23 protein-coding genes and 2 pseudogenes are annotated in these 23607 nt (G+C 40.6%); 8 read left to right on the top strand and 17 right to left on the bottom strand.

The window, feature by feature from the left end:
* The first annotated feature begins 3 nt into the window (after positions 1-3).
* Positions 4-363 (top strand): DUF1292 domain-containing protein, encoded by a 360-nt coding sequence (locus tag DL92_RS0102140; RefSeq protein ID WP_051198964.1) that lies wholly within the window; start codon positions 4-6, stop codon positions 361-363.
* 91 nt (positions 364-454) lie between these two features.
* On the opposite strand, the gene DL92_RS17995 is transcribed toward DL92_RS0102140, so the two are convergent.
* From DL92_RS17995 to DL92_RS0102110, 6 genes are all read right to left on the bottom strand, one after another.
* Positions 455-1288, bottom strand: a complete 834-nt coding sequence (locus DL92_RS17995; protein WP_081670524.1) for a PD-(D/E)XK nuclease family transposase — start codon at positions 1286-1288, stop codon at positions 455-457.
* Between the two features lie 21 nt (positions 1289-1309).
* Complete coding sequence (locus tag DL92_RS0102130; RefSeq protein ID WP_026666758.1) at positions 1310-3205, bottom strand: ATP-dependent helicase; 1896 nt, start codon at positions 3203-3205, stop codon at positions 1310-1312.
* Positions 3195-4673 (bottom strand): glutamate--tRNA ligase, encoded by a 1479-nt coding sequence (gene gltX / locus DL92_RS0102125; RefSeq protein WP_026666757.1) that lies wholly within the window; start codon positions 4671-4673, stop codon positions 3195-3197. Before gltX ends, DL92_RS0102130 begins: the two co-directional genes overlap by 11 nt.
* Before the next feature lie 164 nt (positions 4674-4837).
* Positions 4838-5275 carry a dUTP diphosphatase gene (locus tag DL92_RS0102120; protein WP_026666756.1) on the bottom strand — a complete coding sequence of 146 codons (438 nt, stop codon included), beginning with the start codon at positions 5273-5275 and terminating at the stop codon, positions 4838-4840.
* A gap of 236 nt (positions 5276-5511) precedes the next feature.
* Entirely contained in the window at positions 5512-8124 is a 2613-nt protein-coding gene (locus DL92_RS0102115) for a heavy metal translocating P-type ATPase (protein WP_026666755.1), read from the bottom strand.
* 62 nt (positions 8125-8186) lie between these two features.
* Complete coding sequence (locus DL92_RS0102110) at positions 8187-9821, bottom strand: class I adenylate-forming enzyme family protein (RefSeq protein WP_026654904.1); 1635 nt, start codon at positions 9819-9821, stop codon at positions 8187-8189.
* A gap of 271 nt (positions 9822-10092) precedes the next feature.
* Between DL92_RS0102110 and iorA the strand changes: the two genes are divergently transcribed.
* The 4 genes from iorA to DL92_RS0102090 are packed head-to-tail and all read left to right on the top strand — an operon-like array spanning position 10093 to position 14263.
* Complete coding sequence (gene iorA, locus DL92_RS0102105; protein ID WP_026666754.1) at positions 10093-11850, top strand: indolepyruvate ferredoxin oxidoreductase subunit alpha; 1758 nt, start codon at positions 10093-10095, stop codon at positions 11848-11850.
* Positions 11851-11852: 2 nt separating this feature from the next.
* Positions 11853-12428, top strand: coding sequence for an indolepyruvate oxidoreductase subunit beta (locus DL92_RS0102100; protein ID WP_026666753.1), 576 nt, complete (start codon positions 11853-11855; stop codon positions 12426-12428).
* 55 nt (positions 12429-12483) lie between these two features.
* On the top strand, positions 12484-13785 hold the full coding sequence (locus DL92_RS0102095) for a phenylacetate--CoA ligase family protein (protein ID WP_026666752.1): 1302 nt from the start codon (positions 12484-12486) through the stop codon (positions 13783-13785).
* A 40-nt stretch (positions 13786-13825) separates the two neighbouring features.
* Complete coding sequence (locus DL92_RS0102090; protein WP_026654909.1) at positions 13826-14263, top strand: acetolactate synthase; 438 nt, start codon at positions 13826-13828, stop codon at positions 14261-14263.
* Between the two features lie 54 nt (positions 14264-14317).
* Here the strand turns inward: DL92_RS0102090 and DL92_RS0102085 are convergent, their stop codons facing one another.
* From DL92_RS0102085 to DL92_RS21205, 6 genes and pseudogenes are all read right to left on the bottom strand, one after another.
* Entirely contained in the window at positions 14318-15394 is a 1077-nt protein-coding gene (locus tag DL92_RS0102085; protein ID WP_034468339.1) for a CPBP family intramembrane glutamic endopeptidase, read from the bottom strand.
* 104 nt (positions 15395-15498) lie between these two features.
* Positions 15499-16446, bottom strand: a complete 948-nt coding sequence (locus tag DL92_RS0102080) for a phosphatase PAP2 family protein (RefSeq protein ID WP_026666750.1) — start codon at positions 16444-16446, stop codon at positions 15499-15501.
* A gap of 76 nt (positions 16447-16522) precedes the next feature.
* A pseudogene (locus tag DL92_RS17990) lies at positions 16523-16639 on the bottom strand (arsenate reductase family protein); the annotation flags it as partial.
* 73 nt (positions 16640-16712) lie between these two features.
* On the bottom strand, positions 16713-16916 hold the full coding sequence (locus DL92_RS20605) for a carbohydrate-binding module family 20 domain-containing protein (RefSeq protein WP_197027230.1): 204 nt from the start codon (positions 16914-16916) through the stop codon (positions 16713-16715).
* Positions 16850-17077 carry a CBM20 domain-containing protein gene (locus DL92_RS21720; RefSeq protein ID WP_026666749.1) on the bottom strand — a complete coding sequence of 76 codons (228 nt, stop codon included), beginning with the start codon at positions 17075-17077 and terminating at the stop codon, positions 16850-16852. Before DL92_RS21720 ends, DL92_RS20605 begins: the two co-directional genes overlap by 67 nt.
* Positions 17078-17083: 6 nt before the next feature.
* The gene (locus tag DL92_RS21205) at positions 17084-17452 is read right to left on the bottom strand and encodes a hypothetical protein (RefSeq protein ID WP_026666748.1); all 369 of its coding nucleotides are present in this window, start codon (positions 17450-17452) and stop codon (positions 17084-17086) included.
* Between the two features lie 156 nt (positions 17453-17608).
* Here DL92_RS21205 and DL92_RS0102055 point away from each other — a divergent pair, with 156 nt between their 5' ends.
* Positions 17609-18640, top strand: a complete 1032-nt coding sequence (locus tag DL92_RS0102055; RefSeq protein ID WP_026654913.1) for a helix-turn-helix domain-containing protein — start codon at positions 17609-17611, stop codon at positions 18638-18640.
* Between the two features lie 338 nt (positions 18641-18978).
* Here the strand turns inward: DL92_RS0102055 and DL92_RS0102050 are convergent, their stop codons facing one another.
* From DL92_RS0102050 to pnuC, 4 genes are read right to left on the bottom strand one after another with little or no spacing between them, the layout of a single operon-like run.
* Positions 18979-20067 carry a DUF6688 domain-containing protein gene (locus tag DL92_RS0102050; protein ID WP_034468336.1) on the bottom strand — a complete coding sequence of 363 codons (1089 nt, stop codon included), beginning with the start codon at positions 20065-20067 and terminating at the stop codon, positions 18979-18981.
* A 25-nt stretch (positions 20068-20092) separates the two neighbouring features.
* Positions 20093-20566: a flavin reductase gene (locus DL92_RS0102045; protein ID WP_026654916.1), complete on the bottom strand. Its 474-nt coding sequence runs from the start codon at positions 20564-20566 to the stop codon at positions 20093-20095.
* Between the two features lie 28 nt (positions 20567-20594).
* Positions 20595-21602 (bottom strand): AAA family ATPase, encoded by a 1008-nt coding sequence (locus DL92_RS0102040; RefSeq protein ID WP_034468334.1) that lies wholly within the window; start codon positions 21600-21602, stop codon positions 20595-20597.
* A complete protein-coding gene (gene pnuC, locus DL92_RS0102035; RefSeq protein ID WP_034468332.1) occupies positions 21592-22290 on the bottom strand; it encodes a nicotinamide riboside transporter PnuC in 699 nt (232 codons plus the stop codon). The genes DL92_RS0102040 and pnuC overlap by 11 nt, the downstream gene beginning before the upstream one ends.
* A 119-nt stretch (positions 22291-22409) precedes the next feature.
* Here pnuC and DL92_RS21845 point away from each other — a divergent pair.
* Together DL92_RS21845 and DL92_RS0102030 are read left to right on the top strand one after the other, a co-directional pair.
* A pseudogene (locus DL92_RS21845) lies at positions 22410-22583 on the top strand (helix-turn-helix domain-containing protein); the annotation flags it as partial.
* Positions 22584-22661: 78 nt separating this feature from the next.
* Positions 22662-23276 carry a LysR family transcriptional regulator substrate-binding protein gene (locus DL92_RS0102030; protein ID WP_242845823.1) on the top strand — a complete coding sequence of 205 codons (615 nt, stop codon included), beginning with the start codon at positions 22662-22664 and terminating at the stop codon, positions 23274-23276.
* Positions 23277-23435: 159 nt separating this feature from the next.
* Here DL92_RS0102030 and DL92_RS17985 read toward each other — a convergent pair.
* Positions 23436-23607: transposase (locus DL92_RS17985; protein WP_034468330.1), on the bottom strand; the 172-nt coding region annotated here is incomplete at its 5' end.

Below are 23607 nucleotides of genomic sequence, written 5' to 3'. Positions count from 1 at the left end.
TTTATGGAATTTTCCAAAGTAGCAACAGAAATGAATACCAGAATTGAAAATGACGAGCAGATGACCGTTGACATCGAACTTGATGACAACAAAGTTGTTACCTGTGCGATCATCATAGTTCTTACAGTTAATTCAAAAGATTACATTGTTCTTCTTCCGCTTGATAAAAACGGTCAGAACAACGACGGAAACGTATGGTTCTACGAATTCATCTACAAAGGTGAGGATGAAGAGCCTGAACTTGGCTATATCGAAGACGACGCCGAGTACGATGCCGTTGCCGAGGCTTTCAACCTCTATCTCGACGATGTTGAATTTGATGAAATTGTTGAGATTCCCGAGGAAGATGCTGAAGATCTGTAAGAGAATCGGTATCAGAATTGATATGAATGTTAACCCTTTTAAAGGCAGCAGATTTTTACATAATCTGCTGTTTTTTATACCCCAAATATCCTTATTCTTGAAGCAACTTGGCTATAACATCACGTTCTTTTTTATCCGAAACTCCCATATTGTCCAATGTTTCCTCTAATGTCCATTTCATATTCTTCATAAGATTAAGAGTTGTCATTGCCTTATCTTCGATTTTACACTCTTCTGCATATTTCTTCACTGCTTCACACATAATAATACGACCTTTCCTTGTTTCCTTGAAATGATGAACGCTATCAGCCAATTCTTTATAATGCATCTCATTAGAGTTGCTCGAATTAAAATCTTGCATCAATTTCCCGATATCATCATTTCCTCTGTACTTTCCGTTGACATATATAATATGCGAGCCATCATTTAATGGTTCTCCTGTTTCCAAAACAGTTCTATCGGCTCTGTATACAGGCAATCCTTTTCTGAATTTATCATGCTTATAAATAAATATCACATAAGAATCTTTAATTTTATTAAATGCATCTTTTTCCCGAAGCATCCTAGAATCCATCATAGCACTGTGAAATCGGGCCCGTCTGACATGTGCTCCTTCAGAATTTCCTTGTACTTCAATGTCAATCTCTTCCCCATCAATATCAATTGCATGAATATCAAGAGTAATGTCTCTTCCACCGACAAGTGGATTCTTATATTCTTCTTGTCCTTCAACGCTTTTTACTATAATATCACGTTTTAATATAATCCTTAGTACAAGCTCTGTTGCAGGTATATTCTTATCAAACACCAATGACATCATGTCATCATCAAAAAGTGTAAGATTATCGATAATCCTACTTACTTCATAACTGTTTTGCCGCTTATTTAAATGATTTCCGTCATCTATTTTTTCATTTTTTATCATTTATATTCTCCTTAAATAATATCACTTTTTAGGTTCCTTTTCCCAGAGTTTTCTAATTGGTCGAAGGAACCTCGAAGGAAGCATGGCATTTTCTTTTGTGCCACATACATAAGACATTATCAAAGCCTCTTTAGCTCTGGTCATTCCCACATAGAGCATGCGTCGTTCTTCCTCTTTCCCTGATTCGGATACGGCGCTTCGCGATGGGATTATTCCTTCGTTAAGATCAGGAATCCAAACACATTTATACTCAAGACCTTTTGAGCTATGTAGCGTAATTATATTTACCGTATCTTCTGTTTTACTATGCTTTGAATTTCTTTTATTTTGAACAGCATAATTTTCTTTTTCTTCGTCAAAAGACTTTATAAAAGCTTTTGTATCTGCATATTTTTTGGCCATATCTTCAAACAAATCCAATTTCTTTTTACTGTTTGGATAAAGCTTATCTAACCCGATCTCTTTCCTGATAAACCTGACAGACAACGCCGGTCGCATCTTTGATATCATCGAAATCTCATGAAACAGCTTATTTACAACCTTACTTCTGTCCCTGTTTCCTTGATAAAAAGCTAAGACATCTTCTTTCCTGACTATTTCCTTCATAGCGCTTTCTCTTGATATATAGCGAAGAGGCTTGTTCATAATCTTATAAAAGAGCGCCCTCGAGCTTTCGATGCACGCAAAAGAAAGATAACAGACACACAGAATAACTCCCTCATCGTCATAGAGCGCCATATCATCCGTGTTTTCGATGTTGCTCTTTATGCCTTTTTGTTTTAAAAATGACGCAATCGTCTTACACTCCGAATTGGTCCTGCATAAGATACCGATGTCATTTAATTTACTCTGTCCGCTAAGAAACACGCTCATCGCTTCATATTGTTCTTCTTTTGTCCTGTATCTTCTTGCTATGACATATCCGTTTGTTCCTGTTCCGGATACGATTTTCTTCTTAAATCGCATCTTATTTTCAGCTATGACCAAACTCGCATTATCCAAAATAGACTTGCCACACCTGTAATTTACGGAAAGATTTACTATATGAACCTCTCTTTTCATGCGCTTTTCAAACTCCATCATTATTCCGGGTTTTGCGCCTCGAAATCCGTATATTGCCTGATCGTCATCCCCTACAACAAAAAGATTTTGATCCCCGTTCAGGATCGACTCGATATTTTTTTGCTGCATCTCATTGATATCCTGATATTCATCAATAAGGATGTACTTATATCTTTCTTTATAAAGTTGTGCAATTTCTTTTCTGCTCTCAAAAATCTGCGCACATATAAGAGACATATCGTCGAAATCGATTTTCCCAAAGGATTTTAGACTGTTATTATATTTTTCAAATATCACCTTGAAATAATCTTTATACGGAACAGAATCCGAGACGGAATCAGGCGAGAGTCCCGCGTTTTTTATCCTTGAAATCTCAGACGTAATATCTTTTACAATCTCATTTTCATCAAGGATAGAAAGCTTATTCAAATTCTCCCTGCTGTTTTTGAGCGCATTAATGAGAATATCTTTTACCAGCTTGTATTTAAAAAGCTCGTCCGCTATCTCAATTTTGTTGTAGAAGCCGGCCGATTTACTGTTTTCTCTTAGTATGTTGTAAAAAAGTGAATGGAAGGTTCCGAACGAAACCTCAGGATATGAACTATCCGTGATTTTTAAAAATCTTTGCTGCATCTCAATGGCAGCAGCTTTGGTAAACGTTATAACAAGAATCGAAGAAGGAGGAACATCGTATTCTTCGATTAAAAACTTAAGCCTTTGAACTATCACAAAAGTTTTGCCGCTTCCCGGCCCCGCAAGTACCATTGCAGGGCCGTCTTTATGAGTTATTGCTTCCTCTTGAGCGGCATTTACTTTAACGTCAACCAAAGATGGGTAAACGTTATTATTTCTCAAGTAATTCAATTCCTTTTTTAATTCTGCTGATTGTCTCTTCTTTGCCTATGACCTCCATAAGCTCGGTAGCTCCGCAAGGAGTCATCTCTTTTCCCGAAACAGCGATTCTTACAGGCCAGAGAACAAAACCGTTCTTGTACTCATTAGCCTTGATGTAATCGGAAAGAAGTGCGTAAAGAGCATCATTTGTATAATCATCGTGTGCTTCAAGAATGGGAAGTACCTCTTTTAACACCTTAAGTGATGTCTCTTCGTTGGTCTTCATCTTCTTGTGAGTATAGATAGCCGTATCATACTCGGGAAGCTTTGCAAAGAACTTGACCATATCGGCAATGTCAGGCCAGATCTCAATACGAGTCTTTACCATATTTGAAATCTTCTTAAGCTTGTTATCATCGGAAGAAATCACGCTGTCGCCCTCTTCCTTAAGAGCATCGACGATATAGGACTTGGCTGTCTCAAAGAACTTGTCCTCGTCCATCTTCTTAAGATACTCGCCATTCATCCATTTCAGCTTGGTATAGTCAAATACGGCAGGTGACTTATTGATACGCTTATAATCAAATTTCTCAATAAGCTCCTGAAGGCTCATAATCTCATTGTTATCATCGGGAGACCAGCCAAGGAGTGCAACGAAGTTTACAACTGCCTCCGGAAGGAATCCCTGCTCGATAAGATCTTCAAATGAAGAATGTCCGCTTCTCTTAGAGAGCTTTTTGTGCTCCTCATCAGTGATAAGAGGACAATGTATGTACTTGGGAACCTCCCATCCAAATGCATCATAAAGTCTGTTGTACTTAGGTGATGATGAAATATACTCATTACCTCTTACAACATGAGTGATTCCCATGAGATGGTCGTCAACAACGTTAGCAAAATTGTAAGTCGGATATCCGTCAGACTTAATAAGGATCATATCGTCGAGTTCTTTGTTATCAACTGTTACATCTCCGTAGAGCTCGTCATGGAAAGTTGTTGTTCCTTCTGTCGGATTGTTCTGTCTTATAACAAAAGGCTTTCCCTCAGCAAGATTCTTCTCAACTTCTTCCTTTGAAAGAGAAAGACAATGCTTGTCATAAACACTGATTTCTTTACCTTCAACAACCTGAACAAGTGAAGCAAGTCTCTCCTGATCGCAGAAGCAATAATATGCCTCTCCTTTCTCTACAAGCTCTTTTGCATAAGTCATGTATATACCGGCTTTCTGTCTCTCACTCTGAACGTAAGGGCCTACTTCTCCGCCCACATCCGGACCTTCATCATGGATAAGTCCCGTTTCCTTGAGAGTTCTATAGATAATCTCCGTAGCGCCTTCAACAAAACGCTCCTGGTCTGTATCTTCAATTCTTAGAATATAATCGCCGCCCTCATGCTTTGTAATAAGATAAGCATAAAGAGCTGTTCTTAAGTTTCCGACGTGCATACGGCCTGTTGGGCTCGGTGCATATCTTGTACGAATCTTTGCCATTTTTTACCTCGATTATTATTTTATATATGTTTTAACATTCTTGAACATGAAGTTCAAGAATGCATCTTATGTTTTCAAACGATTTATAATTTTAGCATACAATATCTTTTTTTCAATACCAAGCTGCATATTGCTCGCAACATGTTATATCCAAGTTTCCGATATCAATTCTTACCCGTTGATCCAAATCCGCCTCTGTCGGCGCCTTCAAGATGCTCACACTCATCAAATACGATCGCGGGCTGATTCTCCATGATCCTGAACTGACAAATTCTGTCATTGAATCCGATATGTGTATCTCTCATTGCAATTACAGGCATAAACCACTGATCGTTATCCCCGCAGTATGAATGATCGACAACACCCATGTGATTGGTCTGCACAACACCAAAGTTCTTGAAAGTAGAACTTCTCGGAACGATATGCGCTTCATAGCCTTCAGGAATCTCCATCGCAACCCCGAGTGGCACAAGATGGAACTCGCCTTCCTTAAGGTCCACATCTTCGGCGCTCCTAAGATCGATCCAATCTGACTTTCCATCGATATATGTAAGCTTTTCAAGCTTATCATTAAAGTATTTTATCTTAATATTTTTTCCCACTTATCTATCATCCTCTCCAATAATTTGTTCAACGAATTTTATTATAATTGATTTATCATGATTATCCAATCTTGAATCATCAAGTTTTGGAAAAGCTAACAATTTTCTCTTGCAATCCAATCTTCTATTACGCCATTTATTACGACATCTATTATGGCATTTTGCAAGCAAAAAGAGGGTGCAACATCACGTTGCACCCGCACAAACACTACATATTTTACCCATTCAAATATCTATTATTTTATCTCAATAACCTTATAATCTTTCTCTTCAACTGCCTTCTTGAGTATATCATCCGAAACCTCAAGATTAAGTGTCACGACCGCGTTGTTTTTCTCGTGACTTACAACCGCTTCGGTAACACCTTCAACAGCTTCAAGAGCCGCCTTAACAGTATTCTCGCAGTGACCGCACATCATACCTTCAATACTAAGTGTCTTTGTCATATTGATTTCCTCCGTTTTTGAAAGTGACGAAACAATTATCTCATTATCAGAATCATCATCCTCATCATCAGTTTTATGTTTTTTAATCTTGTTGTACATCTTCTTATCCTTTGACGCATCACGGATATCAAAGAGATTAAGCCCGAGAGCATTCGTAACAACAAAGAAGCTTGATAAACTCATTGCGGCGGCTCCGAACATAGGACTTAATTTAAGACCGAAAAGTTCTATAAAGCAGCCCGCTGCGATCGGTATACCTATCACATTATAAATAAATGCCCAGAAAAGATTCCTACGTATATTTGCAAGAGTTCCTTTTGACAATCTTATCGCACCGGAAACATCAAGAAGACTGTTTCTCATAAGAACGATATCTGCAGCATCTACGGCAACATCAGTTCCCGCGCCGATGGCAATTCCGACATCCGCAGCCGTAAGTGCCGGAGCGTCGTTAATTCCGTCGCCGACCATAACAACTTTTCCCTGTTTCATGAGTTCATCGGCAATATCTTTTTTGCCACCCGGAAGGACGCCTGCGTAAACCTCGTTGATACCTGCTTTTGCAGCGATTGCTCGCGCAGTATTTTCATTGTCACCCGTCATCATGACAACTCGTATGCCCATATTCTTGAGCTCTTCGATTGCCTGAGCCGAGTCATCTTTGATTGTATCCGCAACTGCAATGATTCCCACAAAAATATTATCTTTTGCAAAAAACAGCGGTGTCTTTCCTCTGATGGACAATCCATATGCTCTCTTTGAAACTTCCTCGGGAATGTTCGCATATTTGGAAATAAAATCAAGATTACCGCATCTGATTACGGCACCTTCAATAGTTCCCTCAAGTCCGTTACCCGAGATCTCGCTGAAATCATCCACGGGAACATCCATATCCGCACAGAGATTTACAGCATGAGTTGCCACCGCCCTTGCAAGAGGATGATTGCTTTTTGACTCAAGTATTCCTGCAAGTCTGACAAACTCAAGCTCAGCGTTAAGATTTTTTTCTGCCGAGTAACCGCTCTCAGTGATTGCTTCAGCCAGAAATACATCGGTAACAACAGGTTCACCCTTTGTGATGGTTCCTGTTTTATCAAGGATCACGATATTACATTTACCTGCATTTTCAAGTGTTGCGGCAGTTTTAAAAAGAATGCCGTTCTTTGCTCCGACACCGTTTCCGACCATTACCGCAACCGGAGTCGCAAGACCAAGTGCACACGGGCAGCTTATTACAAGTACCGCAACTCCTCTGGCAAGCGCATAACCAAAACTTGCTCCCACTATAAGCCATGACATTATTGTAACCAGGGCTATACACATAACTACAGGAACAAAAACGCCGGATACTTTGTCCGCAAGCTTTGCAATAGGAGCTTTCGTTGCGGCCGCATCACTTACCATTGTGATGATCTGTGAAAGAGTTGTATCTTTTCCTACTCTTGTAGCCTTACATTTAAGATAACCGGATGAATTTATTGTTGCAGCAAATACATCTTCTCCGACATTCTTATCAACCGGAATACTTTCTCCCGTAAGAGATGATTCATCAATCGCGCTGCTACCTTCGACAATAACACCGTCGACAGGGATCCTCTCCCCTGCCTTAACAACAAATATATCTTCAACTTTGACCTGCTCGATCGGAACTTCTTTTTCAGCTCCGTTTTCATCTATCACAGTCGCCGTCTTTGATACAAGCTTCATAAGACTCTTAATGGCTGTTGTCGTTTTGCCCTTGCTTCTTGCTTCGAGCATCTTACCTACCGTTATAAAAGTAAGTATCATGGCAGCCGACTCAAAATAAAGCTCATCATAGAACAGATTTGTTTTTTCGGGAGCTCCGTTAGCTTTTGAGATCATCATAATAGCCAGCGCAAACGCACTGTACACAAAAGAAGCCGAACTTCCGAGGGCCACAAGAGTGTCCATATTGGGCGACTTATGCATCAGCCCTCTGAATCCGCTTATAAAGAAATTTCTGTTTATGATCATTATGACAATGCATAAGATCATCTGAATTATTCCGATTGCAATAACATTTCCGTCCAAAAACGGCGGAAGCGGGAACCCAAAAATCTTATGTCCCATGGAGAAATATATAAGAACGAGCAGAAATCCGACCGAATAAAGCAGTCTTCGTTTAAGAATAGGAGTTTCTTTGTCTTTAAGTGCCTCTTCCTCCTCGTTTTTTTGACTCTCTTCATCAAGTAGCGTTGCGCCGTATCCGGCATCCTCAACAGCCTTGATAATGTCTGAGGTAAGAACATTTCCCTCAACCGTCATTGAATTGGTAAGAAGATTAACAGTACACTCCGTCACTCCTTTGAGAGAATTAACTGCTTTCTCCACACGCACCTGGCATGCAGCACAACTCATTCCGGTAATTACATACTTTTCCATAACATTCCCTTTTTCATACTCCGCAATTTCTGTCGGATTTTTCCCCTGACAGCTTGTGAGCATCAAGATTTATTCTGACGTTCAACAAGATGTTCTCCGCAGTATATTTCACGGAGCTTCGGTTTGTCAATTTTTCCCGTAGGATTCCTAAGTACGTCGGCAAAAATAATCTTTCTCGGCCTCTTGTATCTCGGAAGATCCATACAGAAACGATCGACATCATCCTCAGTTAAAGTCATTCCCTCTTTTACCTGGATAATGGCAGCTGCGATCTCGCCGAGTCTGTCATCCTGAAGTCCTATAACTGCAGCATCATGTATCTTGTCATTTTTCATTAAAAAACTCTCTATCTGAACCGGATAAAGATTTTCTCCACCTGAAATTATAACATCTTTTTTTCTATCTACAAGAAATATGAATCCATCTTCGTCCTGACGAGCCATATCTCCGGTAAATAACCAGCCGTCTTTTAATATTTCGGCCGTCGCCTCGGGGTTCTTGTAATACTCGACCATTACTCCCGGGCCTTTTACGCAGAGTTCCCCAATTTCGCCCTGATCAACGGTCTTGCCGTTTTCATCGACAATCTTTGTCTTCCAGCCGTATCCGGGAATTCCGATGGCGCCGACTTTCTCAACATTCTCAAGTCCCAGATGCACGCAGCCGGGGCCCGTTGACTCCGAAAGGCCGTAGTTTGTGTCATACTTGTGATGCGGGAAATATTTAAGCCATCTCTTTATGAGACTCGGCGGAATCGGCTGAGCACCGATATGCATAAGTCTCCACTGTTTTAAATGATAGTCTTCTATCTTGAGTTTTCCCGAATCAAGCGCTGCCAGAATATCCTGCGCCCACGGAACAAGAAGCCATACTATCGTACATCTTTCTTCCGAAACGGCTCTGAATATCGATTCAGGTGAATTTCCTTTCAAAAGAACCGCTCTGCTACCTGTATAAAGAGATCCAAACCAGTGCATCTTGGCTCCCGTGTGATACAAAGGAGGAATGCAAAGGAAATTGTCCTCATGTGTAGTTTCGTGATGAATTGCCTCCATCTTGGCAGACTGCATAAGTGCAGTGTGAATATGTAAAATAGCTTTGGGAAATCCGGTTGTTCCCGATGAAAAATAGATTGCCGCATCATCCTTATCCTCAATAAGAACTCTCGGCGCAACCGAAGAACTGTTGGAAACCTGTCTGTAGTAGTCTTCCGCATAAGAAGGACACTGGTCTCCCACAAAGAAAAGAAGTGTCTCCTTCTTTATCTTCTCTGCGATATCCTCAATACGTCCGATAAACTCAGGTCCGTAGAATAAAACATCCGAATCGGATGCGTTAAGACAATAATCAATTTCTTCAGCATCAAATCTGAAGTTAAGAGGAACCGCTATAGCTCCCGCTTTTAAAATTCCGAAATAAATAGGTAACCATTCAAGGCAGTTCATAAGAAGAATCGCACACTTCTGGCCTTTTTTTATACCCCTTTCGATGAGCATGTTTGCAACTCTGTTTGCTTTCTCATCAAAAACCGACCATGTGATCTGTCTTCTGTAATATGCTGTGGAAGTCGGCTGAATAAGCTCATATTCTCTCCACGTAACCCTCTGCTCTTCTTTAATCTCCGGATTGATCTCAACAAGAGCAACTTCATCCCCATACAATTTGCTGTTTCGTTCCAATAAATCCGTAATTGGCATAAGAAATCCTCCGCTTTAAAGTGCTAAAGTAAAGTATAAACGTATTCTATTTAAAGGTCAAATATGATATATTAACTTTATCGCGCTAAATTGATTACTGTTCGCTCGCATACTGCTCGCTCCAGTAATGCATTCGCACATTCATTAAAATTCGCTTCGCGAGGAATGTGCTCACTCTTGAATCATATTCTCACGAAATGCGCAGTATATGCGCATTTCTGATTGAACAGTAATTATGAGCCGTCTAAAATTCTGTAGGAGGTTTTTTACCATGGATCAAACAAAAAATGGGCAGCTGATGCTGGGCAACAAGGCTGTTGCTCGCGGTCTTTATGAAGCCGGAGTATGCTTTATTTCCAGTTATCCCGGAACACCCAGCACGGAAGTTACCGAAGAAGCTGCCAAATATGATGAAATATATTGCGAATGGGCTCCAAATGAGAAGGTTGCTATGGAATCAGCTTTTGGTGCTTCTCTCGCAGGTCGCAGAGCATTTTGTGCTCAGAAGCACGTTGGACTTAACGTTGCTGCAGACCCTCTTTATACAATGTCTTATACCGGAGTAAATGCCGGTCTTGTTATAGTTGTTGCCGATGATGCCGGAATGCATTCTTCCCAGAACGAGCAGGATTCACGTCATCACGCCATCGCAGCAAAGGTTCCTATGCTCGAGCCTTCAGATTCCAAAGAAGCTCTTGAGTACACCAAGCTTGCTTATGAGATTTCCGAGAAGTTTGATACTCCCGTCCTTCTTAAGATGTGCACAAGAGTAGCTCACTCTCAGTCTATCGTTGAGACAGGCGAGCGCACTGTTCCCGACAAGCCGTATGAAAAAAATATCGCTAAATACGTTATGATGCCGGGAAATGCCAAAAAGCGTCATCCCATCGTTGAACAGCGTACCAAAGATCTCATCAAATTTGCAGAAGAAAATCCCATTAACAGAGTTGAAATGGGTGACACCAAGATCGGTATCATCACATGCTCAACTTCTTATCAGTATGTAAAAGAAGTATTCGGTGACTCAGTAAGTGTTCTCAAGCTTGGAATGACCAATCCTCTTCCCTGCGATCTTATAAAGAACTTTGCTGCAAAAGTTGACAAGCTCTTTGTTGTTGAAGAACTTGATCCTATCATCGAAAATCACGTTAAGGCTCTCGGAATCGAAGTTACGGGAAAAGAGCTTCTTCCCGTTATCGATGAGTTCTCACAGAATCTTCTTGCAAAGGCTTTCGGAAAAGATGTAAATGAAGGCTTTACCATCGATGAGCAGATTCCTGCAAGACCACCCGTTATGTGTGCAGGCTGCCCTCACAGAGGACTCTTTTACACTCTTAAAAAGAATAACTGCACAGTTCTTGGTGATATTGGATGTTATACACTTGGCGCAGTTCCTCCTCTTGGAGCAATCGAGATGACACTTTGCATGGGGGCTTCAATCGGTGCAGTTCACGGATTTAACAAAGTTCGCGGCGCTGAGAGCGAGAAAAAGACTGTTGCCGTAATCGGTGATTCAACATTCATGCACTCAGGTATGACAGGACTTGCAAACGTTGCTTACAACCAGTCAAACTCAACTATCGTTATCGTTGATAACTCCATCACGGGAATGACAGGTCACCAGCAGAATCCCACAACAGGTTACAACATCAAGGGAGACCCAGCAGGAAAGATCGACCTCGAAGCACTTTGCAAAGCTATGGGCTTTGAGCGCGTAAGAGTCGTAGACCCTTATAACTTAAAGCAGTGCGACGAAGTCCTCAAGGAAGAGCTTAACGTAGAAGCTCCTTCTGTAATCATCTCAAGAAGACCTTGCGCACTTCTTAAATATGTAAAGCATAACGCACCTCTTAAGGTTAACACCGATAAGTGCGTAGGCTGTAAATCATGTATGAAGATCGGATGTCCTGCCATCTCAATGAAGAACGGCAAGGCAACTATTGATAACACATTATGTGTAGGCTGCAATGTATGTTCACAGATGTGCCCTGTTGGTGCATTTGAAAGCACAGCAGAAAGTGAGGCATGATAATGGAAACTAAGAATATTATGATTGTCGGAGTTGGCGGACAGGGATCACTTCTTGCCAGCAAATTATTGGGACACCTCCTCCTTTCACAGGGCTATGATGTAAAAGTGTCCGAAGTACACGGAATGTCTCAGAGAGGCGGTAGCGTTGTTACTTACGTAAGATACGGTGATAAGGTTTACTCTCCCGTTATCGATAAGGGCGAAGCTGATTACATTGTTTCTTTCGAGATTCTCGAAGCTGCAAGATGGCTTCCTTTCCTTAAAAAAGACGGACAGATTGTTACGAACACACAGCAGATCGATCCCATGCCTGTAATTACAGGTGCTGCCGAGTATCCCGAAGATCTTGTTTCCAAGTTAAAAGAAACAGGTGCTAAAGTTGATGCTCTTGATTGCCTCTCACTCGCTGAGCAGGCAGAATCTGCAAAAGCCGTTAACATCGTTCTTCTCGGAAGACTCTCACACTACTTTGATCTTCCCGAAGAAGCATGGATGAAGTCACTTGAAGCAAATGTGCCTCCTAAGTTCCTTGAAATGAACAAGAAGGCATTTGAGCTTGGAAAAAACATGAAGTGATATTGCTATCATAAGCTTTTTATCATCTATCTACAAACACACGGAGGAATTATACATGGAGCGATATTATCAAAAGGACATTGAGTGTGCGCCCTATGAGGAAATTCGCAAGATTCAATCAGAAAAACTAGTTAAGCAAGTAAAACACGTATGGGACAATGTTCCTTACTACCGCAAAAAAATGGAAGAAAAAGGTGTTACACCTGATGATATCAAGTCGGTTGACGACCTCCATAAACTTCCTTTTTTATCCAAAAAAGATTTAAGAGACGCTTATCCTTACGGACTTCTCGGAAAACCGTTAAAGGAATGTGTTCGTATCCACTCCACATCCGGAACAACCGGAAAAAGAGTTGTTGCCTACTACACGCAGCATGACATCGACCTCTGGGAAGATTGCTGTGCACGTGCCATCATGGCTGCCGGCGGAACAAATGAAGACGTCGTTCATGTTGCATACGGCTACGGTCTCTTCACAGGTGGAGCCGGAATTCACGGCGGTTCACACAAAGTAGGATCTCTTACTGTTCCCATCAGCTCAGGAAATACAGACAGACAGATTATGTTCATCAACGATCTTGGTGCCACTATCCTCTGCTGTACTCCCAGCTATGCTGCTTACCTCGGTGAGCGTTTCAAAGAGATGGGCTACGGCCCCGATGATATTCCGCTTAAAGCCGGTATCTTCGGAGCAGAAGCCTGGAGTGAAGAAATGCGTGCAGATATCGAGAAGACTCTCGGAATCAAAGCATATGACATCTACGGACTTACAGAGCTCTCAGGTCCCGGTGTTGCATTTGAATGTTCTGCTCAGAACGGAATGCACATCAATGAGGATCACTTCATCGCCGAGATCATCGATCCCGACACAGAAGAAGTTCTTCCCGAAGGTTCACAGGGTGAGCTGGTATTCACAGCCGTAGATAAAGAAGCTTTCCCGATGATTCGCTATCGTACAAGAGACATCTGCAAGCTCACAAGAGAAAAATGCTCTTGCGGAAGAACTCATGTCCGCATGGCTAAGCCTATGGGACGTTCAGATGACATGCTTATCATCCGCGGCGTAAATGTATTCCCGAGCCAGATTGAGACTGTTCTTATGAACAACGGCTATGCAGCAAACTACCAGATTGTCGTAGACAGAGTAAACAACACAGATACTCTCGACGTTCAGGTTGAAATGACTCCCGAGATGTTTACCGATAATGTGGGTGAGATTGAAGAAAGACAAAAGAAACTCGTTGAAGGCCTTAAATCCATGCTCGGAATCAAGGCAAAGGTTTCTCTCCTTGCTCCCAAGTCTATTGCAAGAAGCGAAGGAAAAGCTGTTCGTGTAATCGACAAGAGAAAAATCTAATCGTATAATGAAAATATAAGATGCAAAGGGGGATACAGCTATGAGCGTAATGCAGATTTCAGTATTTCTTGAGAATAAACCCGGTACCTTGAAGAAAATGACAAGTGTACTTGCAGCGAACAAGATTGACATGCGCGCTACTTCTCTTGCCGAAACCAAAGACTTCGGTATTGCAAGACTTGTAGTTGACGATGCTCTCGCAGCTGTTAATACTCTTAAAGAAAATAATTTTGTAGCAAGCCTCACTCCGGTTCTTGCCATCGAGATTCCGGATGAGACGGGCGGACTTGATAAACTTCTTTCGGTATTTGACGAAGCCAAAGTCAACATCGAATACATGTACGCTTTCTCAGGCGGATGCGCCAAGGATCACGCTTACATGATATTCAGAGTTTCAGATACCAAGAACGCCGAAGCAAAACTTGCCGCAAACAAATCTCTCAAGATGCTTACTCAGGAAGATCTTGCACAGATTTGATGTAAAAAATAAAGCTGTGAACCGATGAATTTCATTAGTTCACAGCTTTTATTTTTATGCTACATTCTGTTCATTTCCCTGCTCAGATTCAAGCATATCTTTTTTCCCCTTATAGATTGGCGCAAAAATAAAGACAATGAGTACGCTTGCTCCCAATATAATGAATGGTAAATCCGAAGCCAAAACTGTCTGATTCTGAAACAAATCTGTATCCCCATTAGCAAATAACAAGGCAAAATTATTATTGATATAATGCATCCATGTTACTACCCATATGTTTTTGGTTTTCATGTATGCATATCCAAAAAATATAGCCAAGGCAATACAGTTAATAATCTGATTTACAAAATACATTGGTCCGGAATTAACCGCATAATACATAAAATCCAATCCAATATGCCAAATTCCCCATACAACCCCCAAAATCAAAACACCGCGTCGTAACCCAAACTTTTTTTGCAGAATTGGCTGTAAATAATATCTCCATCCATATTCTTCTCCCAAAAACAATGTAAATGACAAAGGAAAAGTAATAAGAATTGAAAAAACTATATATGCACTCTGAGGCGAAAATAACACTTTTGCCATTTCACCTACAGCATTTGTTCCATCATTTACAAAGACCTGCTTCAAAGCAGTCCAAATAAAAAGTCTTACAAAATATAAAACAATGAAAACAGCAACTAAAAGTATGCTTTTACCAACCGCATTCCTACTAAGTCCGACATTTTTTCTCTTTTCCTTGCCACATACCCAGAAAAGGACGTAACATACAACACTTGCTATAACAATCACAGTCTGAGCGTATGATGACCAGTTTGTACCCTCTCCTGTCACGGTCTGAATCTTTTTCTGCGTTGTAAATATAGAAGCTAAACTCATAACCAACAAAACTACCATGGTAATAATCATCACAAAAAATCCTGCTTTCGGAACCTTTTTTTCCTTATCTCCAAACAATAAAGTTCCAATTATAACTCCGCATGCAGGAAAAAGCATATGTGCAAGCGGAAAGACTGAAAGATCTTTTCCGGCTTTTAAGCCGATATACATAAAGATACACATTAGAGCTACAGCACCGTACGCAACGGCAATAAAGGTTATAAATCGTTTCTTGTTAGTACTTTCCATTTCAAGTCTCCTTTTTATTTTATTTTTGTACTACATAACAAGCTTCTTTATTACCCTTTCCTTATTGTTACAATTTCCCCATATAACTTTAAATCAAATACAAATCAGTAAATTCCGTCGCCAACTTCTTCGCCACGTTCAGGCACCTCAAGCGAGAAAATTCTAAACTTAAATAACATTGGATATACAGCAAGCGAAACAAAAATAGCGATCATATATCTTCCGCTTCTTACAAGATGAGCAACCATAGTTCCCGAATTTAGGAACTCCTTGCCAAAAGGAATTTTTAAAATCTCATCAAGTGCAAAAAATACTACCGCACCGCCAACAAGTCTTAAAATGCTTGAAACAGGATTTCTTGTAGATTCAAAATTTACGAATTTCTTCTCAAAAGGTATTGAAAGCCACAGACCAAAAAGTATACCGTATGCACTAAAAAAATCGCTTGTCTTGCAATAAAAAACTCCTATAGTCCCGATTACTGCAACCATCGTAAATATGACATTTTGATTCTTTATCTTTTTATACAAAAAAGAAATAACAAAAACCATAGCTAAACCAAGTGTCCATCCGCAGAGCACGTCTGTAGGATAATGACATCCGACTACAACTCTCGAAAAACCTACAAGCAGCATCAATATAATTGATAACACCAATTTGAGCCTGTTCTTATTTTTTCCAAAAATAACAATTCCGGGATAGACTGTTGCCGCATTGGTCGAATGTCCGCTTGGAAATGAATACCCTTGCGCATCCACATCCATAAGATCCGCATCAGGCTCTACGGGACGCAGGCATTTTATGCTGCTATGCTCCATATAGGGACGAATCCTGAAAACAATGTTTTTTATCATAGGAAATAAAATTAGTGAAGAACATACAAGTAATCCTATTTTTCGTCCAAATTCTTTATCATGGCACCAATAAACAAAGCCCATGACCGCAACAAGCGCAAACTCCTCTCCAAAAGCAGAAAACTGCGAAATAAGCAAAATAAGCGGTCCCGGAATATTGGCCTGTAGCCACTCCATCAATTGCACTTCCCAACTCATATTATGTCTCCTCCATGTTGTAATTTATGTATTTAGTCAAAAGTCAAAGGCATGACATTAGAACCGTCCCAATGTCATTTATACCCTTTTCTTTCATATCGATAAACTGATACTTGATGCCGCGCTCTTTGAAGAAGCGTTCCGCCTTCTTAGTATCATTGCATTTCTTCGTACCAAAAATCTGTATGTTCATTTTTTTCCTTTCCTGCCTCGCATATATTTCTATACACGAGACAGGAATATAATAGCAATAAAATCTCAGATCATCAATTCCAGTGAATTGTATAATTTCCACCTTCTGAAGGAACCGTGTAGCTGTGATTGTTGCCGGATTCCCAAGTCACATTTCCGCTTTCATCCTTCATTATGGCCTTAAATTCGATATTTTTACCGATAGGAAGCTTTACAGAAAATGTCCACTTCGGATAATCGGGGCATGATGCCGGTCCGCTGCAAGAGCAGGATCCCAATTTCCAAGTGCTTCGCAGTCTCCTGAAAGATATACACTCTGTCCCCAGTATGTTGTCGCATTCTTCATTTTGTAAATATCGCCGCCCGCCTCTGTGAGGAATCTGTTCCTGTCATGGTTATCGATAAATGTAACCATCTGATTGACATGGTCACCATACATACCGTCCTAATTGAATATAGTCTTTAATGAGATCTCATCAGTGTTATCAAAGTTACGGCCATGTGCAAAATCATTTACGATTGCCTGAAACAGCGGGAAGTCAAGCATTCCGCTCACTCCGTTATCGCCAACCCACTTGCTGACAAAATCAACATCCATGTCAAAATTCTCACCGAATGTAGGTACTCCTATATACTCCTCAAGTTCATGTATTGTCTTCGGAGACATGCACTTTGCGGCATCAACGCGTGCTCCGTCGGCACCTGTATAATCAATCCAAAACCCACGATCGTAGATATCAACGTCTACGACATGGGCCTGCAGGCTGCTGACATGATAATCAGAAAAATAGACAATCCGGCGCTGATGAGACAAAGCTATACCACGCTACCGGTGGTTATTGAATAGCCGTTATTTCCCTGCGGTTAAAAAAATTTCCCGATAATTAACACCTGTTCAATAGTATTTTCTGCGGCGTTCCGATATCATAATCTCAGAACCGGTTACAATAGATTATTGGAGGGCACGAAGATGGATATAGGAAATACTATTAGAAAATATCGAAAAGAACTTGGATTTACGCAGGAAGAAATGGCAACGCGTCTCGGTGTTACTACACCCGCAGTCAACAAATGGGAAAACGGGAATACTCTTCCCGACATAAGCCTGCTTGCCCCGATTGCAAGGCTTCTTAGAATAACCACAGATGAACTCCTTGCGTATAAAGATGAACTGACGGATGACGAGATTAGTTTTTTTGTAAAAGATCTGAGTATGAAGATTTACGGCAACGCGCCTTTTGAAGACATGTTCAATCTTGCAAAAGAAAAAGTCGAGCAATATCCGAACTGTGAAAATCTCAAGTGGAAAGTAGCGATAACGCTCAATTCAGCTCTTATAATGAAGAGCATTCTCAATGAGGATAAGTATTGTGACACAATAGCTCTGTGGTATTCGCAGTTAATCAACGCCAAAGATCCGAAAATAAGAAAGACTGCGGCAGAATCTCTTTTCCACCTTAAAATGAGCAAAAAAGAATATGAGAAAGCACATGAATATCTTAAATACTTCTCTGACGAGAATCCCGATAAGAAGCTTTTCACCGCAAATATTCTCGCCAAAACAGGTAAGGATACCGAAGCTTATAGGACTTATGAGTCGTTGATGTTCGAGCAACTGAGCAGGCTACGGATGATCGTGGATGCTCTGCACGTATTCTGTCTGGAAAAAAATGATATGAAACTTGCGAAGCGTACTTCAGAGCTTAACTGTAACCTTGCGAAATGCTTTGACCTCGGTCCTTATCAGGAAAATGCATTCAAATTGCAGCTTGCCGCTCATGAAAAAGATGTTGATGCAACCGCGAAGATAATGAAAAAACTCATTGATAACACCGATACTATCCTTGATTATGCAAAGTCGGATTTCTTTTCACATGTTGAAACAGGAAATGTAAGCGACGAATTCTATGAAAATTTCAAAGCGAAACTTATAAAAAGATTTGTTGAAGACGAATGTTTTGATTACATGCATGATAATGACTATTGGAAGTCTTTGGCATAATTTTGGCAGAACAGAGAAGCGCATCTCTGTTCTGCTTTTTTAACACTAGCATGTATTTACTTAGTTGTATCTTTAATTCCAAGAAAGACAGCTTAGTAATCCAGATAGCCTCTGTGGCCTCCCCTACGTGGCTCAGATTCAATTGCAAACTTTATACCCGTAAAATCTTTATCATATTCGTTTATTTCTACGGGTACAAATCGATTTCTGGATTCCATGCCCGTAAAGCCGTTCCTACATTCACTTATTTCTACGGGTACAAATCAATTTCCCAGATTTAATGTACGTAAAAAATCAGACACCACTCCCAAATAGGAATGATGTCTGAGAATTATAATTTATTTTTTGTAACCCGTATATTGAACGGCAATTCTGTTCTCAGGGTGGACATCGGTTGAATACAGGACGATAAGGAATATCCATTCCAGTGGTTTCATTAAAAAGTAGACAATATCCGCTGACCACTTATGTCTGATAAGTTTGGCGACAGGGAAGCCGTATTTGTCATAGAAACCACGTATCAGCCTATGCGCACGGGGCGTTTTTTCTTGCAGGACTTCCTCGAAGGCGTTGGCAATGCAGAGCTGTCTATTTACGATAACTTCGTGTCCATGCCGTATTCCTTTTCGGATTGGCTTAACTATTTTTCTATGTCCTCCTGCGGCAACTGTACATAGATAATGCTCGTCAACATGCAGGTTGGGCGGGCTCTGCTTTGTTGATAATGCCCATTCACTTGTTTCTGTCCAGGCTTTTATGATAGAATCCGGCGCTTGTCCAAACAAAATGAGAATCATAATAAGTATTCCAAGAAGGGGGAACATTAATAAAAATGCCAGTACAGGCCATAGATCTGCCTTTCTCAATATTTTGTCAGCGACACGTAATATTTTGTTTTCCAGTATCTTGTCATTTGTTGTATTCTGTTCTTTCCTCTCATGGATTTTTCTCAGTATGGTTCTTGCAGTGATGATGCCGCAACATACAGGCAAAACAATAACAGAATAATCCAGAGGATCGTTATCTATTTTAGCTCCGACTATCTGTATCGTATAAACAATTAACTGGATCATTCCCAGATACATAGCAGAAATCGAAAGCACAACTACTAACGGTGGCATTTTTGTCAGCTCTTTACGCTGAAGCAGAACGTATCCTGCAAAAGCGATTATAAAGATAACTACAACCGTGAAAAGCGAATCTGTATAGATTGGCGCATGTCTTTCTGCATTTACAAGCTGTACATTCCAGTCTTCCCATGTAATCCATTTATACACCCCATATAGGCGAGCATATATAGCTCCGAAAATGAACACCAGTGCATCAATAGCCCAACTTTCATCGAATGGATTCTTTTTTAGCTCACGTATAAATAAAGCTATTTCCCATATTGTAAGAAATATTGGTATGGATAAAAGTAAAATCATAATAAACCTCAACCACTGTACGCGGTTATCTCAAAACATCCACAACTTCCCCAATGTACATATCATGCTCCGCATCCCCGTCATAGAAGCGCTTTGAAATGTCCTGATGCATGTTCTTTGGATCAAGTCTCTGGCAAAAGAGCTTTTTGCAGACCAGAGTTACCTCTGCCTCCTCAAAAGTCATTGAGCCATTAACTTCTTTGGCAGTCAGCCCCGATGAATGCATCTTATCGATTTCTTTTCCTGATTTTGTTCCAAGTACTACAAGTGTATCCTTATACTTCTCAGGGTAGAAGCTGATCGTGAAATATTCGTTATTATCCATGAAATCATGAGTGTAACGGGGTGTCCTTACATAAACTGTAGCAACCGGCTTATTCCATAATGTTCCAAGACCGCCCCAACTAATCGTCATTGTGTTAAAATTGTCCTTTTCCCCCGCTGTAAGAAGTGCCCACTTCTTATCAAACTGACTGAAAATATCTGTTGTAAATTCCATAAACTCTCTCCTTTTGTATGCTTTCACATTAATCCAAAAGCAATCTTTCCACTGCTTCCACTGCTTTAACATAACGCTCCTGATATGTTCCGTTTATAACTATAAAATTCTTGCCGTGAGATGTGATCAGGTCTTTTATCTTATTGCTGTAGGTCTCCCTGTCATCGCGGATGACTTCGCTTCGATCACCGTCTTGAACGAAAGCAACATCCGGCTCCAGGAACAGGATAAGATCATATTCATTGACAGCATCTATCGCATCTGAAAGTGCTTTGTTCCTGTCTATTTCCGGATCGTTCAGAAAACTCATATAAAACTGTGTTACCAGTGTGTCCGTATCTATAAACAAAACTTTATTGCTGTTATTTATGGCGTTGATCTCATTCAACTTATGCTGCAATAAGATCTCCGTGAAATCCTCCGAGAGCATTAACATGTCGGTTCCGCTTCGCTCTGAGATTTCTCTTCCGGCTTCGTCAATATAGTTTGTATTGAATCTGTTTGCCAGGTTAATGGTAAGCGTTGATTTTCCGGTGCTCTCCCCGCCCATGAGGAGAACTTTTTTTACAAAATAAGGCTTTGCAACATTCGGGATCCAATCCCATCGCTTATACGGATTCTTCCTAATCTCTGTAGAACTTATATCATTCCTTGGAAAAAAATAGATCTCGCTTTCCGGATAGCACTTGTTCCAGAAGCTGTTTTCATCATAATCGTCTCCGCAAAAAACGATATCTATCGGCTTTCCGATCTGCTCCTTAACCTTCTTTGCATCGCTGTCCCAGTACTCTTCTGTATAATCAGCTTTTGTGGCAGCATCATCAAACAAAGTTATTATCTTTACATTTCCGATATGTTTTGTGAGCTGATAAAGCCATCTGTAGCGGACTCTGTAATTTATTTCGCCTCTGTTATTTCCTACGCTCAGAACTATATATAATTCACGACACATGTTTGCAGCCTGTATAATGCAATCCACATGCCCCAAATGAAGCGGATTAAAGCTGCCACCGTACATACCAACGTTATACTGCATTCTTTTTTGCCTCCTTATACCAGCGAATAAACATGATAAAAGCGTTTATAAGATATATGCTCCACATGGCAAGAGTAGAAATAGATTCTCCTCCCTTCATAAAATCCACTGCCCACATAAACACGGTAACAATATCAACGACGATCCACAGAACCCACTGTTCCGTTAATCGTTTAATGGAAAGAACCTGTGCAACAACCGAAACAACCGTGCTCATGCTGTCAACATACGGCAAATTTCCACCCATTCTTTTCAATATAGAACCATATATCACGATTGATACCGCAGTTATCGCATAGACAACAATACTCTTTGATAAGCTCAGGCGCTCCTTAATAACTTCGCCCGTCTCATCATTCATATACTTTTTCCATGCAATAAAGCCCACAAAATTCATCGGGAGGTAATAAATAAGATTCAGCATTACTTCCCCATAGTATTTTGCCCACAAAGCGACTATCGCGTACAAAATCGTATTTACAAGTCCAAAGATAAAAGAAGACCTTTTTCCTTTTCCTGTCAGAATAACACAGCAAACGCCTGTGACAGCGGCCCAGAGGCTGACCGGAGAATCCTTCCAGTAAATTGACAATCCCAGGATTACCGCAGTCGCAAAAACAAGCCAAATAACATCAAACGGCTTCCATCCGCTAAGTTCGCTTTTTACAAATTTTTTTATGGCATCCATTTTTTATTTCTCCTTAATCCCTCAAAAAAAGTGTCTTTTCACTAGAGTATATCACATAAAAATATACTCTACGCCGATGCGACTATTGCATATTTTTCCCACCTTGCTATTATTTTTTTATGAACACGAGAAATCTAAAATGTTTTCAAATCATATATGAAGAGCGTAACCTGCAGGTAGCTGCAAATAAACTTTTTCTGTCACCGCAAGGCCTAAGTAAGATCATAAAGAACCTTGAAGATGAATGCGGCACTCAACTTTTTTCAAGGACTAAAGACGGCTTTGTACCTACGGAGAGCGGAAAGATTTTTTATGAAAAATCCAAGACTATAATTAAAAGCATGAATGAAATGTTCTCGGAGATAAGAGCTGTGAATGACAGGGAGAAGCGCTTCAGGATTGGATTTGCGGCTGGGACACTGCGAGCTGTAGATATTCCTTCGGTGCATTCTTTTATGAAATCGAATCCGGAAATTGTTGCAAGCTGGGATGAACAGGAAAACAAAACTGTCCTGAAGCGTGTGCTGAACGATGAGATAAACTGCGGTCTCGTTGTAGGAAAGCCGCAGGTTCCGGGGCTTTTGTCGGAACTCATCAAATCTGTAGATATCGTCCTGTATGTCCACAAAGACCACAGACTCAGAAGCAAACAGCAGATCAGTATTACGGAGATCAAAGATGAACCTCTTATCTCCATGAACGAGAAATACCACATTTATCACGATTTCATAAACGCCTGCCACATGAATGATTTCAATCCCGAGATTGTTGCAAAGGTTGGCGAAGGGGATTCTATTTACCGTCTTGTAAAAAATGGGATCGGAATCGGCATTGCTCCAAGGTTTTTCAAAGATGATACCGACGTTAAAGCAATTCCTATAACTGATACCTATACTTGGGATGTGTATGGGATTTATCTGGAAAACTCACCTGATGCGGAACTGGCGAAGAGGTTTTTGGAGCAGTGTTCAGATAAGTTTCACTGAGCTTGTTACATGCTCTACATCAAGAAATCAGAACCACCGGCTTAGCCGGTGGTTTGTTCTGGCCCTATAAGGGCCTGTTGCCGGCGCTGAGTCTAAAGACTCGCCGAATGGTTCGCCAGCCGCAACATCATTTTCCTACAGAGCCCCCTGGGCTCATTTTTATTTGTTTTGCTTTACCGGCTCACCCGTGAACGGGTCAATATACTCTTTTAGTGTCATTTGGTCGTACTCTAAATCCTCTTTTAACTGATTCTTTATGTACTCCTCGATTTTCTTTGCATTCTTACCTACAGTATCTACGTAATAGCCTCTGCACCAGAAATGTCTATTG

The sequence above is a fragment of the Butyrivibrio sp. AE2005 genome (genome assembly GCF_000686965.1).
Taxonomy (GTDB): Bacteria; Bacillota; Clostridia; order Lachnospirales; family Lachnospiraceae; genus Butyrivibrio; species Butyrivibrio hungatei_A.
Note: the sequence above shows the minus strand (reverse complement) of the source record. Positions and strands in the feature narration are given on the sequence as shown.